Raw genomic sequence first — 16,493 nt, 5'->3', positions numbered from 1 at the left:
TCAGGGAGCCGGCAGCAGCGCGTCGAAGCGATCCCGAACGGCGGCGGAGACCGCGTCGAGCCTGGCGGTCGCTGCCTCGATCGTCTCGGCGTCGAGGCAGGCCATCGCCTGTTCGGCAAGGCTCGGCGAAAGGTCCGGAAAATCCGCCGCGCCGGCCGGGCCGAGCCGGACAAGCTGAACGAGGCGAGTGTAGAGGCGCATCGCCTGCGCCAGCCCGGCCTCGCCACTCGCGGCCTCGAAGGCGCCCAGGACCTCGCTCGTCGGCACGCCGATGCGATCGAGCCCGACGCGCCCCGTCAGGATCGCCCACTGCGCGATGAATTCGAGGTCGATCAGCCCGCCCGGCCGGAGCTTCAGATCGAGGGGGCCGCGCGGCTTCTTCTCGCGCTCGATGCGGTGGCGCATGGCGGACACGTCGCCGTCCGTCGCGGCATCGTCCCGATGCGCCTCGATCGCCGCGCGCACCGCGGCGACGAGTTCGTCCACGAGCCCCGCATCGCCCGCGAGCGGACGCGACCGCGTCAGGGCCATCCGCTCCCACGTCCAGGCTTCCTCCGCCTGGTACTTTCGGAAGGCGTCGATGTGGGTGGCGAGCGGACCCTTGTTGCCGGAGGGGCGCAGGCGAAAATCGACCTCGTAGAGGATGCCGTCGCGCATCGGCGCCGACAGCGCGGCGATGAGGCGCTGCGTCAGGCGGGCGTAGTAGGTCGAGACGGGCAGCGCCCGCCCGCCGTCCGACTCCTCGGCCTCCCGGTCGTGATCGTAGATGAGCATGAGATCGACGTCGGAGCCCGCCGTCAGCTCGCGGCTGCCGAGCCGTCCCATCCCGAGAAGGGCGACCCGCCCGCCCGGCACGCGGCCGTGCGCGGCTTCGAAGGCCTGAACGACAGCTCCGAGAGCCGCGTCGATCACGACGTCGGCGAGAAGCGAGAAGGCGCGTCCCGCCTCCTCGCCCGGCAGGGCCCCGACCAGCAGCCGCGCTCCGACGAGAAAGCGCTGCTCGGAGGCGAAGGAGCGCAGGCGCGCGAGCACCTCCTCGTAGTCGCCGGCATCGGCCAGGAAGGCTTTGAGCCGCGCTTCCATCAGCGCGCGGTCCGGCATCTCGTCGAAGAAGGCGGGGTCGATCAGCGCATCGAAGACGTGCGGCCGCCGCGCGATCGTATCGGCAAGGAGCGGCGCTGCGGTGATGATCCGGGCGAGCAGGTCGAGAAGGCGTGGATTGGACGCGAGGAGCGAGAAGAACTGCAGCCCGGACGGCAGCCCCGCGACGAAGCCGTCGAACGCCGCGATCGCGGCGTCCGGGTCTCGCGCCTTGGCGAAGGCCGGTAGCAAGCTCGGCAGGAGGCCGGCGAGATGCTCGCGCGCGGCGGCCGAGCGCGTCGCGCGGTGGCGGCCCAGTCCCCAACCCGCAACGATGCGGGCCACGTCCTCGACGCGCTTGTAGCCGAGGTCGCGCAGGGCCGCCTGGCCATCCTCGGTCTCGCCGCCGTCGAGAAGACGCGCCAGCACGGCATCGCCGCTCTCCGCCGCCTCGTCCTCCGCGAAGAGGCCGGAAAAGCGGGCCTCGACCATGCGCATCCGTTCGAGCAGCGCCTCGACGAAGGAGGTTTCGCCCTCGAAGCCCAAAAGGCGCGCGATCCGGCGCATCTCGGCGGGCGCCTCGGGAAGGTCGTGCGTCTGCTCGTCCGCGACCATCTGCACGGCGTGCTCGACGCGGCGCAGGAACCAGTAGGCTTCCGTCAGCTCGGCACGCGCGCCCTCCTCGATCCAGCCGGCGCGCGCCAGCGCCGCGAGCGCGTCGACCGTTCGGCGAGCCCGCAGGCGCGGCTCGCGGCCACCGGCGATGAGCTGCTGGATCTGGGCGAAGAACTCGACCTCGCGGATACCGCCGGGCCCCAGCTTGACGTTCTGCCCATAGGCCGCGACGCCGTCGAAGCCGCGGTGGCGATCGATGCGGTTCTTCATGGCCTGGATGTCGACGATGGCCGCGAAGTCGAGGTAGCGCCGCCAGACGAAGGGCGAGAGCTCGGCGAGGAAAGCCTCTCCCACCGGCCGATCGCCGGCCACGACGCGCGCCTTGATCATGGCGGCGCGCTCCCAGTTGCGCCCATGGCCCTCGTAGTAGGTGAGCGCGGCGTCCACGGGCATCGCCACGGGCATGGCGCCGGGGTCCGGCCGCAGGCGCAGGTCGGTTCGGAAGACGTATCCGTCGGCGGTCCGCTCCGACAGGAGCTTCACGAGCTTCTTGGCGACGCGCGAGAAGGTCTCGACGCCTTCGGCCGGATCGCGACAGGCGCCGGCCTCGGGGTCGAAGAACAGGATGAGGTCGATATCCGAGGAATAGTTCAGCTCGTGCGCGCCGAGCTTGCCCATGCCGAGAACGAAGAGCCCGCTTCCCGCCTCCGGCTGCGCGGGGTCGGATAGCGCGAGCCGGCCCGAACGTTCCGCTTCCGCCAGCGCGAAGCGCAGAGCAGCGCCGATCGCGGCGTCGGCAAGGTCGGACAGGCCGCGCACGGTCTCGTCCGGATCGGCGGCGCCGAAGAGGTCGCGCAGCGCGAGAAGAAGCGAGGCTTCGAGCTTGGCCTCGCGCAGGCGCCGCATCAGCGCCTTCTCCGCCTCGTCGGGTGACGGCGCGGCGTTCAGCTCGGCGATGATCTCGGCAATCCTGCTCCGCCCGTCCACGTCGAAAAGCGGCTCCAGCCAATCGGGTCGTCGAAGCATGATGCCGCCGAGATACGGCGAAAGGTCCATGACGGCAGCGAGCCGGCGAGCGTCGGACGACGCCGCCGCGCCGGCCAATTGCGCCAGTCTCGGCGCCTCCCCATCCGTCGCCGCTCGGGCAAGGTCGGCCAGCCACCCCGCCGCCCGCGCCTCGTCCAGCGGGCAGAGCTGCTGCGCTCCACCGATCTTGAGGCCGCTCTCAGCCGTCGTCACCATCCTCGCCCGGTCTCCCGTCCGTCGGCAGTTCGAGCCTCACTGTAAGGCCCGGCTCGGCATCGCCAAGGGCGATGGTGCCGCCATGAATGCGGGCAATGGCCTGAACGAGCGAGAGACCGAGGCCGGAGCCGGGCTTGGTGCGGCTCGCGTCGAGGCGGAAGAAGCGCTCCAGAACGCGCCCGCGCTTGTCGGCCGGGATGCCCGGACCGTTGTCGGCGACTTCGATCACGCAGCGTCCGGGTTCAGGCTGGAGGACACGGATGACGATGCGGGTGGTCCGACCATCCGGCATCTCGGCATACTTCAGGGCATTGTCGACGAGGTTGGAGATGGCCTGCGAGATCAGCTCGCGGCTGACGGTCGCCATGACCGGCGCGGGCGCTTCGAGGACGAGCTGCGCCCCCACCTCCTCGGCCAGCGGCTCGTAAAGTTCGGCAATGTCGGCGGCGAGCTGCGAAAGGTTCGCGCGCATCATCATCACGGGGTGCGAGCCCGCCTCGACGCGGGCGATCATCAGGAGCGCGTCGAAGGTGCGGATCATACCGTCGGCTTCGGCGATCATCCCCTCCAGGGCCGAGCGCGGGTCGACGCCGTCTCCGGCGAGCGCCGCTTCCGCGCGGTTGCGCAGCCGCGTCAGCGGGGTCTTGAGGTCGTGGGCGATGTTGTCGGACACCTGCCGCAGTCCCTCCTGAAGAAGCGCGACGCGGCCGATCAGGCGGTTGAGGTTTTCCGACAAGCGGTCGAACTCGTCGCCCGCTCCCGTAACGGGCAACCGCTCGCTGAGGTCGCCGGCGAGAATCCGGTTGCTCGAAGCCGACATGGCGTCCAGTCGCCGCAGGGCCTGCCGGCCGACCAGAAACCACGCGAAGAGAGCGCCCACCCCCATCAAGGCCAGCGCCAGGATCAGCGCGTTGCGCACGATGCCGCGGAAGCGCACCTGATCGGTCTGGTCGCGTCCGACAAGAACGCGCATGCCGTTGGGCAGCGCCTCGACCTGGGCGAGCGCGAGGTGAAACCGGTCCTTCGACGGATCGACCCCGCTGTCGGCGTAGCGCTCGTAGTTGAAGGTGCGCGGGGTGAAGCCGATGGTGTCCAGGACGCCCGCGTCGAGGCTGACGACGTTGCCGGCCACGATGCGGCCCGTCGCGTCTGTGACAAGGTAGAGCGAAGCGCCGGGCTGACGCGAGCGCAGGTCGATCGAGCGCACGAGGCCGTAGATGCCGGTCTGACCATAAACCCGGCCGAGCTCCGTGATCTCCTGCGTGATCGTCTCGCGGCTCTGGCTTTCCAGGACGCCGGAGGCCGTGGCGGTGACGTAGAAGACGAGCACCACGGCGAAAACAGCGAAGAGCAGGAGATAGATAGCCGACAGGCGGACGGCGGTGACGCGCCAGAGCGCGCGCAGCCGCTCCGCAAACCGGCCGCCCCGAACTCTCACTCGCCGGCGCGCATGATGTAGCCGGCGCCGCGCACGGTGTGGAGCAACGGCGGCCCGAAGTCGCGCTCGATCTTGGAGCGCAGGCGCGAGATGTGGACGTCGATGACGTTGGTCTGGGGGTCGAAGTGGTAGTCCCAGACGTTTTCGAGAAGCATGGTGCGCGTCACCACCTGACCGGCATGCTTCATCATGTATTCGAGCAGCCGGAATTCGCGCGGCTGCAGCACGATGGTCTTGCCGCCGCGCTTGACCTCGTGGCTCAGCCGGTCGAGCTCGAGGTCGCCGACGCGATAGACCGTCTCGATGTCCTTGCCGCCGCGACGGCGACCGAGGACCTCGATGCGGGCGAGAAGCTCGGAAATGGCATAGGGCTTCGCCAGGTAGTCGTCCCCGCCGGCGCGAAGGCCCGTGACGCGGTCGTCGACCTGACCGAGCGCCGACAGGATGAGGGCGGGCGTCCCGACCCCTTTTTCGCGCAGCTGCGAAATGACCGACAGCCCGTCCTTCTGCGGCAGCATGCGGTCCACCACCATCACGTCGTAGTCGCGCGTGTCGGCGAGATGGAAGCCCTCCTCGCCGTCGGTCGCGAGGTCGCAGACGTGGCCCGCCTCCCTCAGCGCCTTCACGAGGTAGTTCGCGGCTTCCCGGTCGTCTTCGATGATAAGGATGCGCATGCTCGGCAACTCGGAGGATGAAACGGCCTGAATGGCTGGATAGGCCATGGCTCCCACCTTCTCTTATCGCGAGGCTTGGAGAAAAGATGGCGGCGGGCCGGGTTGAACCGGCCCGCCGCCATCATGGTGAACGCGATCTTAACGAAAGACCAGATCAGCCGCGCTCAATCGGAAGGGCGACGAAGCGATTTCCCTCCGACGACTTCAGCTGGAGCAGCGCGGCGTTGCGACCGGCGTCGCTCGCGGCCTTCAGGGCGCGCTCGATATCGGCCTTCGAATTGACCGCCGTACCGTTCACGGAAACGATCACGTCGCCGGTCTGGATACCGCGGTCGGCCGCTTCCGAGTCCTCCTTCACCTCGCCGACGGCGACACCATTGCCGTCTTCGGACGGCGTCACCGAGAAGCCGTAGCCCGAGAGCGTCGAAGGATCGGCCGGCACGCGGCGCGAAGGCTGACCATTGGCCGACGCCGCCTCGTCGAGGCTGGCAAGGTTGCCGAGCTTGACGTCGACGTTCCGCTCGGCTCCGTCGCGCCAGACCGTCACGTTGACCGTCTCGTCCGGCTGATAGTTGCCGATGGTGCGAGCGAGCTCGCGCGGGCCCTTCACTTCCTGACCGTTGACCTTGGTGATCACGTCGCCGGTCTGAATGCCGGCGCGGGTCGCCGGGGTCTCGTTGTCCGGCAGCGTCACGATCGCACCGCCGGCAGCCGGCAGTCCGACGGCCTCGGCGATGTCCTTGTTGACCTCGCCGATCTGAACGCCGAGCCAGCCGCGCTGGACCGTGCCGTCCTTGATCAGCTGATCGACCACGGTCTTGGCGGTCGAAGCGGGGATGGCGAAGGCGATGCCGACATTGCCGCCCGAGGGCGAGAAGATGGCGGTGTTGATGCCGATCACCTGGCCCTGGAGGTTGAAGTCCGGACCGCCCGAATTGCCGCGGTTCACCGCCGCGTCGATCTGCAGGAAGTCGTCATAGGGACCGGCGCCGATGTCGCGGCCGCGGGCTGAAACGATGCCGGCCGTCACCGAGCCGCCGAGGCCGAACGGATTGCCGACCGCGACCACCCATTCGCCGACGCGAACCTGCGAGTCGTCGCCGAGCTCGACATAGGTGAACTTGTGATTCTCAGCGTCGACCTTCAGGACCGCGAGGTCGGTGCGCGCATCGGTGCCGATCAGCTTGGCGTCGTACTCCGTGCCGTCGTCCATCACGACGGTGAACTCGGAGCCGTCCTGAACGACGTGGTTGTTGGTGACGAGGTAGCCGTCATCGGAGATGAAGAAGCCGGACCCCTGGCCCATCATCTGGCGCGGGCGCTGATTCTGGCCGCGGTCGGGCGCGCCGAAGGGGTTGGCCTGGCCGGGCTGGCCGAAGTCGAAGAAACGGCGCAGCGGATGGTCGGGCGGCAGGTTGTCGAAGGGCGTCGCCTGGCCATCGCCGCCGTCGAACTGGGCGGGCGCGACCGACGACTTCACGCGGACGGAAACGACGGCGGGCGAGACCTTCTCGACCACGTCGGCGAAGCCGAAGTTCTGCATCGGGCTTTCGACCCTCACCGGGTCGGCGAAGACCGGTCCGGTGTTACCGACGACGGCGCCCGTCACGGCCGCGCCGGCGACACCGGCCGCGAGCAGGCTGGCGAGAAGCTTCGTGCGCTTGGGGGACTTGGGAGTTGCAGCAGTCATCGCGATCTCTCTTCCTCTGGGGAGATGGTTCGATCCCGCGGGGAGGCGGCGGGGATCGTTGAGCAAGAGATAGGTGTCCGTGGATTACGAGACCCCTTCGGTTCCATGAAACATCGGTAAGGTCAGAGCCCGCGCTCTTTCAGGACCGCGTCCACCGCCTTTTCTTCCTCGGCCGTCAGGGCAGGATTGCGCGCTTCGGCCGCCCGGCGTCGGACCGTCGCAACGGCGAAGAGGCCGCCCGCCAGAAGAAGAACGACGGGGGCGCCCCAGAGCGCGAGTGTCGTCCAGTGAAGGCGCGGGTTCAGGAGCACGAACTCGCCGTAGCGCGACACGAGATAGTCGATCACCTCGCGATCGCTGTCGCCCGCCGCCAGCCGCTCGCGGACGAGAAGCCGCAGATCCTTCGCGAGCGCCGCATCCGAGTCGTCGATCGACTGGTTCTGGCAGACGAGACAGCGCAGCCCTGCCGAAAGAGCGCGCGCGCGCGCTTCCAGAGCCGGATCGGCGAGTTCCTCGCCGGGCTCGACGGCGATGGCGGGCGTCGCCGCCAGCACGAGCCAGGCCGGTGTCACCGGCGCGAGCACTAGAGCTGCACCGAGCGCTACGCTGCGCAGGCGCCGGCTCATTCCGCCGGCTCCGCGATCGGCCGCCCGCCGCGGCGCTTCGCCCGCGCCGGCGCTCCGATCCTCAGGCGCCGGTCGGACAGCGAAACGAGCCCGCCGATCGCCATGGCGACGCAGCCGAGCCAGATCAGCGTAACCAACGGCTTCGTCCAGATGCGCACCACCGTTTGTCCGCCGTTCGCTACCGCGTCGCCGAGCGCGACGTAGACCTGGCTGAAGAGGTGCGTGCTGATGCCCGCCTCCGTGGTCGGCTGCTGCCTCGCGGTGTAGAGGCGACGCGCGCTCTCGATCCGCCCGGCTTCGCTCGTTCCGTCCAGGATCGTGAAGCGGCCCACCTCCTCGGTGAAGTTCGGCCCGTCCCGGGGCGCGAGCCCCTCGAAGCGCACGCCCCAGCCGCCGGCATGAACGGTCTGGCCAGGGGCCATCGTCGTCACAGTCTCGGTGCCGAAGGCGCCGACCGCGACGATGCCGAGAAGCGTCGCTCCGAGCCCGAAATGCGCGATCGCCGTTCCGAAGACCGAACGCGGCAGGCCGGCAAGTCGCCGAAGGGCGTTGGAGAACCCCGCCTTGGCGAAGCTCGCCCGCCCCCAGAGATCGACGAAGCTGCCGATCATTAGCCAGACCGCGAGCCCGACGCCGAGCGCCGACAGGATCGCGGCGCCTTGCGTGATCGCCATGACGAACAGCACCGCGACAAAGGCCGCGCCGGCCGCGAAGTAGAGGCGCTGAGCCGCGCCGAGGAGGTCGCCGCGCTTCCAGGCAAGGAGCGGCCCGAAGGGCACCGCGAAGAGCAGCGGCAGCATCAACGGGCCGAAGGTCAGGTTGAAGAAGGGCGGACCGACCGAGATCTTGGCGCCTGTCGTCACCTCCAGCACCAGCGGATAAAGCGTGCCGATGAGAACGGTCGCGCAGGCCGTGGTCAGGAACAGGTTGTTGAAGACGAGCGCGCCCTCTCGGCTGATCGGCGCGAAGAGGCCGCCGCCTTCGAGGCTCGACGCGCGCAGCGCGAACAGCGCCAGCGAGCCGCCGACGAAGACGCAGAGGATGCCGAGAATGAAGACGCCGCGCGTCGGGTCGGTCGCGAAGGCGTGGACGGAGGTGAGAACGCCCGAGCGCACGAGAAAGGTGCCCAGCAGCGAGAGCGAGAAGGTCAGGATCGCGAGAAGCACGGTCCAGATCTTCAGCGCCGACCGCTTCTCCATGACGAGCGCGGAGTGCAGCAGCGCGGTGCCCGACAGCCAGGGCATGAAGGAGGCGTTCTCGACCGGGTCCCAGAACCACCAGCCGCCCCAGCCGAGCTCGTAATAGGCCCAGTAGGAGCCCATCGCGATGCCCGCCGTCAGGAACACCCAGGCCACCAGCGTCCAGGGCCGGACCCAGCGCGCCCAGGCCGCGTCGATGCGCCCGTCGATCAGCGCCGCCACCGCGAAGGAAAAGGCGATCGAGAAGCCGACATAGCCGAGATAGAGCATCGGCGGATGGATCGCGAGGCCGATATCCTGGAGGATGGGATTGAGGTCGTTGCCCTCGAAGGGCGGCGGGTCGAGCCGCGCGAAGGGGTTGGAGGTCAGGAGGATGAAGAGGAGGAAGGCGACGGTGATCCAGGCCTGGACCGACAGGACGTTGGCCTTGAGGCTCGCCGGCAGGTCGCGCCCGAACAGCGCGACGAGCGCCCCGAAGAAGGACAGGATCAGCACCCAGAGGAGCATCGAGCCCTCGTGGTTCCCCCAGACGCCGGTGATCTTGTAGAGCAGCGGCTTGGCCGAATGCGAATTCTCGGCGACGTTCAGGACCGAGAAATCGGACACGACATAGGCGTGGGTCAGAGCCGCAAAGGCGAGCGCGAGCATCACGAAGCCGCCGAGCGCCGTCGTGGAGCCCGTTTCCATCAGCCGAGCGTCGCCCACGCGGGCGCCGATGAGCGGCAATACGGACTGGACGAGGGCAAGCGCCAGCGCCAGCACCAGCGCGAAATGGCCGAGTTCGACGATCACGAGCCCGCCCCCGTCATCGCGACCGGCTCCCCGGCCGGGGCGTCGCCGCCCTTGGGCGCCACCATGCCATTGCCGTCCTCCCAGAGGCCGCGCTTCTTCAGGTCGTCGACCACTTCCTTCGGCATGTAGGTCTCGTCGTGCTTGGCGAGCACCGTGTCGGCGAGAAAGACGCGATCGGGCCCCAGCGTGCCCTCGGCGATGATCCCCTGGCCCTCGCGGAACAGATCGGGCAGCAGCCCGGCATAGACCACCGGCACCGTTTCCACCGAGTCCGTCACGCGGAAGCGCACCTTGGAATCGGCGCCGCGCTCCACCGAGCCCTGCTCGACGAGGCCGCCGAGACGGATGCGCTGGGTCGGTACCGGCGCGTTGGACACGATGTCGGTCGGCGAGTTGAAGAAGGCGATGCTGGTCGACAGGCTCTGGAGCACGAGGCCGACCGCCAGCGCGACGACGCCGACCATGCCCCCGATCCCCGCCAGCCGCTTCTGCTTGCGCGTCATTGAACCGCGGTCCCCCCGTCCTCGCCGATCGCGAGCCCCTGCCAGAAGCTCGCGATCTCCCGCCGCTCCGCCGACCCCTCCGGAAAGCTCCCGGACGCGGCAGCATAGGCTTCGCGCGCCTTCGCCACGTCGCCGAGCACGGCGTAGGATCGCATCAGCCGCTTCCAGCCTTCGATGTCGTTCGGCGCGGTTTGGAGACGAGCGGCAAGCTGCGTCACCATCCCCTCGATCATCGCGCGCCGATCACCCTCGCCCATCTCCGCCGCCGCGGCGACCTGCTCGCCCGTCGGGCCGGGCGCCGTCACCGGTGCGCCGCCGCCGAGCTTGGCTTCCGCGTCCGCGACGGCGCTGCGCGCGAGCTGCAGCCACGGCGCGTCCGGCGGGCTCTCTGCGATGAAACCCTGCCAAGCCGCGAGCGCCTCGGCATTGCGCCCTTCCTGCGACAGGTCGAGGGCCACGAAGAACTTCGCCGGCAGGAAGGCGGGATCGAGGTCGAGCGCGCGCCGGAAGGCGGCGAGCGCTTCGTCCGTCACCTCGCCGCCCGCCCCTTGCGCCAGAACCTCGCCGAGCCCGACCTGCCGCTGCGGCGTGTCGCCGAGGATGCGGATCGCGTTGCGAAAGGCGGTCTCGGCCTTCGCCGTCTCGCCCATGCGCGCGTAGATCGGAGCGAGAAGCTCCCATCCACGCCCGTCCTCCGGATTTTGCCTGAGCCGCTCTTCGGCCGCCGCGACGAGTGCGGCGATGTCCTGTCCCGGGGCGGCCTCGTTCTGGCGCGCCGCGAGCGGCCGGTCGGCCGAGCCGGGATGGCCGAGCTGCGAATAGGTGCCGAGGGCCACTGCCGGAACGACGACGACAACGGCGATCGCGCCCCAACGCGTCCAGGCGCTGCGCGGCGCCGCGATGCCCCTTCTCGCCTCGCTGGCCGCGTGAAGCAGACGCCGGCCGATCTCGGCCTTCGCGGAGGCGGCCTCGGTCGGGCTGATCACGCCGCGATCGAGATCGGCGGACAGCTCCTTCAGCTGCGCCCCGTAGACCTCGACGTCGTGCTCGGCCCGGACCGGCGCGACGACGGCCCCGGTCTTCAGCATGGGCAGAAGCGCCAGGAGCGTGGCGACGATCGTCAGGGCCGCGGCGGCAATCCAGAAACTCATGGTCACTCGTCGGATGGGCCGGCATCAAACGCGGACGCAGCGCCGAGCGGCCGCCGCTCACCATGCGCCGCCCGCGGCGATCGACCTCGCGACGGATGCCATGCCCTGTCTAGAACCGTTCTCACGCGCCTGCGCTAGCAGACTTCCGCAGCAGCGACCATTCAAATCGCCGACAGGTCGGCGTGCCGCGTCAAACGACCTTCCAGACGCCGCCTTCGCCGCGGCAGGCCGTGCCCTGGCCGGCCGAGGCGCGGCCGTTGGCCTTCACCGTATGCGAGAAGGCGCGGCAATCCTGCGAGCCGACGCGGTAGAGCTGCGTCGGCACTACGGAGCCTTCGACGCCGTCCGCCGTCCAGGTCACCGGCTGGCCCGCCGCCGTGAACTGCAGCGCCTGGAACTCCGCCTCCAGCGCTCGCGCCCGCTCGGAAGCGTTGAGCTTCAATCCCGGAATGCGGCCCACGAGCCCGTCGCCGAGAGCGTTGACGGCCGGGTTGCTCGGCCCGAGCGACGGCGATGCGGTTCCGAGGGAGCCGCCCAAGCCGAGACACCCGCCCAGAGCAAGGAGCGGAACAAGGCAGGCGAGCATCGAAGCGGCACGAACCATGGCGACCATCCAGACAGCGAACCCGCGCGCCTTCCGACCTGTGTCGAATCGGGGCGGTCCGCACCCTTTCGTCTATAGGGATCCCCGTGCCGTCAGGAAAGCGCGCCCTGCCCGGCGCGCGGAAGCCGCACCTCCGCCTTCAGCCCGCCGAGGTCCGACCGGGCCAGTTCGAACGTGCCGCGATATTCCTCGACCGTGTCGGCGACGATCGACAGGCCGAGGCCGCTGCCCGGAACGCGTTCGTCGAGCCGTTGTCCGCGCTTCACCGCGCGCACCATCTCCTCGGCCGTCAGCCCCGGCCCGTCGTCCTCGACGCTCACGATCACCCGGTCCGGGCCGTCCGGAGCCAGCGTCAGCCGGATCTCCTTGCGGGCGAACTTCGCCGCGTTCTCCATCAGGTTGCCCACGACCTCCTCGAGATCCTGCGCTTCCCCGAGAAAGACCGTCGGGTCCTTCGCCTCGCGCCGGAATCGAACGTCGAGCTGCGGGTTGAGCTTGGCGATGACCCGAGCGACGCGCTCCAGGGTCGGCTCCATCGGCGTGCGGAACACGGACGTCTCGATCTGCGCCGCCAGCCGCGCCCGGTCGAGATAATGCTGCACCTGCATGCGCATGCGCTCGCTCTGGTCGGCGACGAGCCGCCCTTCTGCGCCGCCGATCGTCGTCGCCTCGTTCATGAGCACCGCGATCGGCGTCTTCAACGAGTGGGCGAGGTTGCCGACCTCCTTGCGCGAGCGCTCCACAATGCGGCGGTTGGAATCGATGAGGAGGTTGACCTCACGCGCCAATGGCTCGATCTCGGCCGGAAACCGGCCGGTCAGGCGCTGCGCGCGCCCCGCCCGCACGTCGCCGAGCGCCTGGCGCACGCGCCGCAGCGGCCGAAGGCCGACGAGGATGGCCCCCGCATTGATCAGCACCGAGCCGAGCCCGACGAGGCCGAGATAGAAGGCGAGCTGGCGGTTGAAGGCGTCGATGTCGGCCTGGATGGCGCTCTCGTTGCCCATCACGCGGAAGCGCGCGGTGTGGTTCTGCGAGTCGAGCACGACCTCGGTCTCGGCGACCCGCAGTTCCTCCCCCTTCAGCCCCTCCGCGTCGTAGGATCGCCGATATTGCAGGCTGAAGGGCACCTCGGCGGTCGAGGCCGGCTCGATGACGCCGTTGCCGAGCGAGATCGAGCGCAGGCGGCCCGTGGTGTTGTCGCTCGCCGGCACCGCTTCCCAGTACCAGCCGGATTGCGGGCGGGAGTAGCGCAGGTCGCCGAGGTTCGGCGAGCCCTTCAGCGAGCCGTCCTCGTCCGCGGTCACGGACGCCACCAGGTTGAAGAGCTGCGCGTCGAGGAGGTCCTGGAAGCCCTTCGTCGCCGTCCGCCCGTAGAGCGTCGAAATGAGCCCGCCGACCACGAACAGCGCCGCGACGGCCCAGAGGCTCGACAGAACGATGACGCGGAAGGCAAGGGAGTCAGCGGGAAGCCGGTTCATCCCCGGCCTGCATTCGGTAGCCGAGGCCGCGCACCGTCTCGATCACGTCGAGCCCGATCTTCTTGCGAAGACGGCCGACGAAGACCTCGATCGTGTTCGAATCGCGGTCGAAGTCCTGGTCGTAGAGATGCTCGATCAGCTCGGTGCGCGAGACGATCTGGCCGAGATGGTGCATGAGGTACGACAAGAGCCGGTATTCATGCGAGGTCAGCTTGAGCGGCGCCCCGTTCAGCGTCGCCTTCGATGCCCGCGTGTCGAGCCGCAGCGGCCCGCAATGGATCTCAGACGAGGCATGGCCAGCCGCGCGCCGGATCAGCGCCCGCACCCGCGCCAGCACCTCCTCGACGTGAAAGGGCTTCGTCACGTAATCGTCGGCGCCCGCGTCGATGCCCTGCACCTTGTCGCTCCAGCGGTCGCGGGCGGTGAGGATCAGCACCGGCATCTTGCGCCCGTCGCGCCGCCAGCGCTCCAGGACGCTGATTCCGTCCATGTTGGGCAGGCCGACGTCGAGGATCACGGCGTCGTAGGGCTCCGTGTCGCCGAGAAAGTGCCCCTCCTCGCCGTCATAGGCGCGGTCGACGACATAGCCCGCCTCCGTCAGCGCATCGAAGAGCTGGCGATTGAGAGATTGGTCGTCCTCGACGATGAGTAGGCGCATTCCGGTTCCGGTCCTCGCGAAAGGTCGCCGCTGGCATCGTGCCCGATTAAGGCCGCACCGTGATCGTCTGCTTGCGCGGGCGATCGCCGTCCTGCCCGGGAACGAGCACGGTCACCACGCATTCCGCGTCCGGCCCGCTGCCGCGGCTGGACACGGACAGGACCTGCCCGCCCGTTTCCGTCGCGGCCTGAGCCGCCGCCGCCGAGCAATCCGCCTGCTGGGCAAGAAGGATCGGCTCGTCGAAACCGCTTCCTGTCGTTCCGACCTCCGCCGCCGCCAAGGCCGGCCAGGCTGCGGCGGCGATCACGATCGTTGCTGCGAGGAAGCGGTTCATGGGTGGCCTGCGGTTCGAGTGTTGAGACCTGTCTAACCCGGGTCGGCTGAACCCCGAATGAACATCAGCCGCCTGTGTTCCGGGGGCTTGGCGCCCTCGAACCGATGCGCGCGTCCGCCACGATCCGCCCGACGATCGCCGCGACCGCTCCGGCCGCGACGGCGAGGTCGCCGACGGCGCCGGCAAGATCGGCGCCCGCTCGGGGATCGATGGCGATGCCGCCGATCTGCGCGAGCGAAATCGCCAGCGCGACGAGCGCCCCCCAGATGGTGGTCGAGCGGTACCAGCTCTTGGTCTCGATCATGTCGGATTCCCTCCTTTGTTGGAAGCGTCAGGCTGTCGGCCGGTGGAAGATCTCCCGGCGTTCGGATCCCGCCCCGTAGGCGAGGCCGTACTGCGCGACCGACACGGCGAGCCGCGCCGGCAGATAATCGAAAGCCGCCATCTGGGCGGATGCCGTCAGGTCGAGGCGCGGCGATTCGGCGTCCAGGACGAGTTCGCCGCCCGCCTCCGCCTCGGCCCGCACGCGGTAGCGCTCCGCCTCTTCGCCGAGCGGCACATCGAGCCCGTCCCAACCGTCGGCGTCGCGTCGTCCTCTCCGCACCCAGGACAGCGCGAGCGTCCCATCAGTCGCGAAGCGTCCTCGCAGATGCACGGGCGAGAGCGGGCGGCCGGCGCGGTCGTCAAGTCGCGCCGTCACCGTCACCGCGGCCGGATCGTCCAGGGGTCGCCCGGCCGGCACGGCGCGAATCGCCACGTCGCCGCGCGGCACTCCCGCAGCCATCGCCTCCGCCGCCTCGTCGAGAACGACGAAGGCGGCGCCGGCGGCCGCCCCGGCCCGCATCGCGTCGTCCGTTCCGCCCTTGGCCCGAACGAGGCCCGAGACGCGGAACCGCATCGGCTCGACCTCGTCCGCCGTCTCGAACTGCAGGAGTTCCCACGCGCCGTTCCGCGCCAGGACCGCGCAAAGGTTGGCGCCGCCCAAGAAGCGCTCGCGCGACACGCTCTCGAGACCGCCGCGCCGCAGCCGCACGTCGAGAACCGAGCCGCGATCGATCACCGCCTCCGGCCCCGGTCCGAGCGCCGTAGCCAGCACCCCGATCACCGCCGGCGCCCCGATCGTCCCGAGGCGCTGTGATGCTTGCCCCTCGCTCGTAGGCACGAGCAGCAGCGGCGTCCAGGGTTTGGCGAAAGCGGCCGCACGCAGGCCACCGCCCTCCAACGGCAGGTCGAGTATGCTCACCACCGCTCGCGACGGCAGGAGCGGAGGCGACGGGTCGGCGCTTCCGACCTGCCGACGCGTCGCTCCGGAGCCGGGCTCGGCGAGCCGCCGGGCCTCGACGCGCAGCACTTCGCCCGCCTCGATCCGCGTCACGAGCCAGCGTCCCGGCGGCCCGCGCCCTTCCTCGTCGCGGAACACCAGCCGGTCGCCGGGCTCGACGCTCAGCATCGTCGGCGCCAGGGCGAAGCGAACCGTGTCCCGGCTCGCCAGGGCATCGCGCAAGTGCCGCAGCGCGAATCCCGCCGCCTGTTCCTCCGCCAGCACCACGGGCAGCTCGATCGCCGCCTTCCGCGGCAGACCACCGGCGATCCCGCCCGCGCTGACCGCTCCCGGCTGATAGGATCGGGCCGGGTCGGAGAAGCCGACGACCACCTCGTCCGGCGCCTCGTCCGCCTCGGCGCGGCGCAGCGCGATCAGCGCCGCTTCGCCTTTCTCGGCGAGGTCCCCGATCCCGATGTCGAAGCTACTCGACGCGAGCGAGCGGAACACGAGCCTCCTGCCCGACTGGCTCGCCGACGCACCGACGAGACGCAGAAGCTCCTCCACCTCCCCCCGCGCCGTCCCGTACCCGGCCGCGACGTATCCGCCGAGCGCCGCGTCCACCTGCGCCGCGTCCGCATCGTCGATACCGTGGTCGGCGAGAAGCGCCGCGATCGTTTCCGCCGCCGGAGCCGTGCCGAGCCGACCGCTCAGCCAGTGCCCGAGCCGCCAGTTGCCGCCGTCGCTCCAGATCGCCTCGCGATCCGGAAACGCAGGAAAGGGCCGCGCGTCCCAGGTCCAGAGGTGGATCGCCTCCGGGTCCACCATCGGCTTGCCGTAGACCGCCGAGACGGGGTTCGCCGCCGGCCCGGAGGTCCAGTGATCGAGATGCGCTTCGAGGAAGCGCCGTTGCGCCGCTTCGTCGCGCCCGCCGTTCGAGAAATGCGGCGCATGGCTCTCGGACGACTTTGGCCTGCCCCCGTTAGGTGGCCCGGTTCAAATCTAATGCATGGTTGGCTTGTCGGCGACGTTTGAGGTGGCCGGCGAAGCGGGTTGGGGTGGCGCAGCCGGCCACGGCACGACGGCTGGTGCCGGCGGTTTGTAGCCCAGGCTCGAGTGTGGACGCTTGGTGTTGTAGTGCTGGCGCC

General features: G+C 69.8%; 15 protein-coding genes and 1 pseudogene. All 16 read right to left on the bottom strand.

The genetic code is table 11. The annotated features are described in order from the left end of the window. On the bottom strand, window positions 1-2,937 hold the full coding sequence (locus tag FZN60_RS14215; protein ID WP_158874161.1) for a bifunctional [glutamine synthetase] adenylyltransferase/[glutamine synthetase]-adenylyl-L-tyrosine phosphorylase: 2,937 nt from the start codon (window positions 2,935-2,937) through the stop codon (window positions 1-3). After that, window positions 2,921-4,375, bottom strand: a complete 1,455-nt coding sequence (locus tag FZN60_RS14210; RefSeq protein ID WP_158874160.1) for a sensor histidine kinase — start codon at window positions 4,373-4,375, stop codon at window positions 2,921-2,923. The genes FZN60_RS14215 and FZN60_RS14210 overlap by 17 nt, the downstream gene beginning before the upstream one ends. Then, window positions 4,372-5,049, bottom strand: coding sequence for a response regulator transcription factor (locus tag FZN60_RS14205; protein ID WP_199266565.1), 678 nt, complete (start codon window positions 5,047-5,049; stop codon window positions 4,372-4,374). Before FZN60_RS14205 ends, FZN60_RS14210 begins: the two co-directional genes overlap by 4 nt. A gap of 154 nt (window positions 5,050-5,203) precedes the next feature. After that, the gene (locus tag FZN60_RS14200) at window positions 5,204-6,739 is read right to left on the bottom strand and encodes a Do family serine endopeptidase (RefSeq protein WP_158874158.1); all 1,536 of its coding nucleotides are present in this window, start codon (window positions 6,737-6,739) and stop codon (window positions 5,204-5,206) included. A 122-nt stretch (window positions 6,740-6,861) separates the two neighbouring features. Beyond that, window positions 6,862-7,365 carry a cytochrome c-type biogenesis protein gene (locus FZN60_RS14195; RefSeq protein WP_158874157.1) on the bottom strand — a complete coding sequence of 168 codons (504 nt, stop codon included), beginning with the start codon at window positions 7,363-7,365 and terminating at the stop codon, window positions 6,862-6,864. Further along, on the bottom strand, window positions 7,362-9,356 hold the full coding sequence (locus FZN60_RS14190; protein ID WP_158874156.1) for a heme lyase CcmF/NrfE family subunit: 1,995 nt from the start codon (window positions 9,354-9,356) through the stop codon (window positions 7,362-7,364). The genes FZN60_RS14195 and FZN60_RS14190 overlap by 4 nt, the downstream gene beginning before the upstream one ends. Further along, window positions 9,353-9,859, bottom strand: coding sequence for a cytochrome c maturation protein CcmE (gene ccmE / locus FZN60_RS14185; protein ID WP_158874155.1), 507 nt, complete (start codon window positions 9,857-9,859; stop codon window positions 9,353-9,355). Before ccmE ends, FZN60_RS14190 begins: the two co-directional genes overlap by 4 nt. Continuing rightward, on the bottom strand, window positions 9,856-11,010 hold the full coding sequence (gene ccmI / locus FZN60_RS14180) for a c-type cytochrome biogenesis protein CcmI (protein ID WP_158874154.1): 1,155 nt from the start codon (window positions 11,008-11,010) through the stop codon (window positions 9,856-9,858). Before ccmI ends, ccmE begins: the two co-directional genes overlap by 4 nt. A 190-nt stretch (window positions 11,011-11,200) precedes the next feature. Next, window positions 11,201-11,614: an RT0821/Lpp0805 family surface protein gene (locus FZN60_RS14175; RefSeq protein WP_158874153.1), complete on the bottom strand. Its 414-nt coding sequence runs from the start codon at window positions 11,612-11,614 to the stop codon at window positions 11,201-11,203. A 92-nt stretch (window positions 11,615-11,706) separates the two neighbouring features. Beyond that, window positions 11,707-13,092: a sensor histidine kinase gene (locus FZN60_RS14170; RefSeq protein ID WP_158874152.1), complete on the bottom strand. Its 1,386-nt coding sequence runs from the start codon at window positions 13,090-13,092 to the stop codon at window positions 11,707-11,709. Next, entirely contained in the window at window positions 13,073-13,750 is a 678-nt protein-coding gene (locus FZN60_RS14165; RefSeq protein ID WP_158874151.1) for a response regulator transcription factor, read from the bottom strand. Before FZN60_RS14165 ends, FZN60_RS14170 begins: the two co-directional genes overlap by 20 nt. Before the next feature lie 46 nt (window positions 13,751-13,796). After that, window positions 13,797-14,084, bottom strand: a complete 288-nt coding sequence (locus FZN60_RS14160; protein ID WP_158874150.1) for a hypothetical protein — start codon at window positions 14,082-14,084, stop codon at window positions 13,797-13,799. A gap of 64 nt (window positions 14,085-14,148) precedes the next feature. Beyond that, window positions 14,149-14,388 carry a hypothetical protein gene (locus FZN60_RS14155; protein WP_158874149.1) on the bottom strand — a complete coding sequence of 80 codons (240 nt, stop codon included), beginning with the start codon at window positions 14,386-14,388 and terminating at the stop codon, window positions 14,149-14,151. 27 nt (window positions 14,389-14,415) lie between these two features. Further along, the gene (locus FZN60_RS14150) at window positions 14,416-16,059 is read right to left on the bottom strand and encodes a phage tail protein (protein WP_369413044.1); all 1,644 of its coding nucleotides are present in this window, start codon (window positions 16,057-16,059) and stop codon (window positions 14,416-14,418) included. A gap of 63 nt (window positions 16,060-16,122) precedes the next feature. Next, window positions 16,123-16,305, bottom strand: a pseudogene (locus FZN60_RS29155) (baseplate megatron protein TIM-barrel domain-containing protein); the annotation flags it as partial. 42 nt (window positions 16,306-16,347) lie between these two features. Continuing rightward, a partial coding sequence (locus tag FZN60_RS14145; RefSeq protein ID WP_158870687.1) for an integrase core domain-containing protein occupies window positions 16,348-16,493 on the bottom strand: 146 nt, incomplete at its 5' end.

The sequence above is a fragment of the Antarcticirhabdus aurantiaca genome, from assembly GCF_009765365.1.
Classification (GTDB): domain Bacteria; phylum Pseudomonadota; class Alphaproteobacteria; order Rhizobiales; family Rhizobiaceae; genus Antarcticirhabdus; species Antarcticirhabdus aurantiaca.
This window is presented reverse-complemented; position numbering and strand designations above follow the sequence as displayed.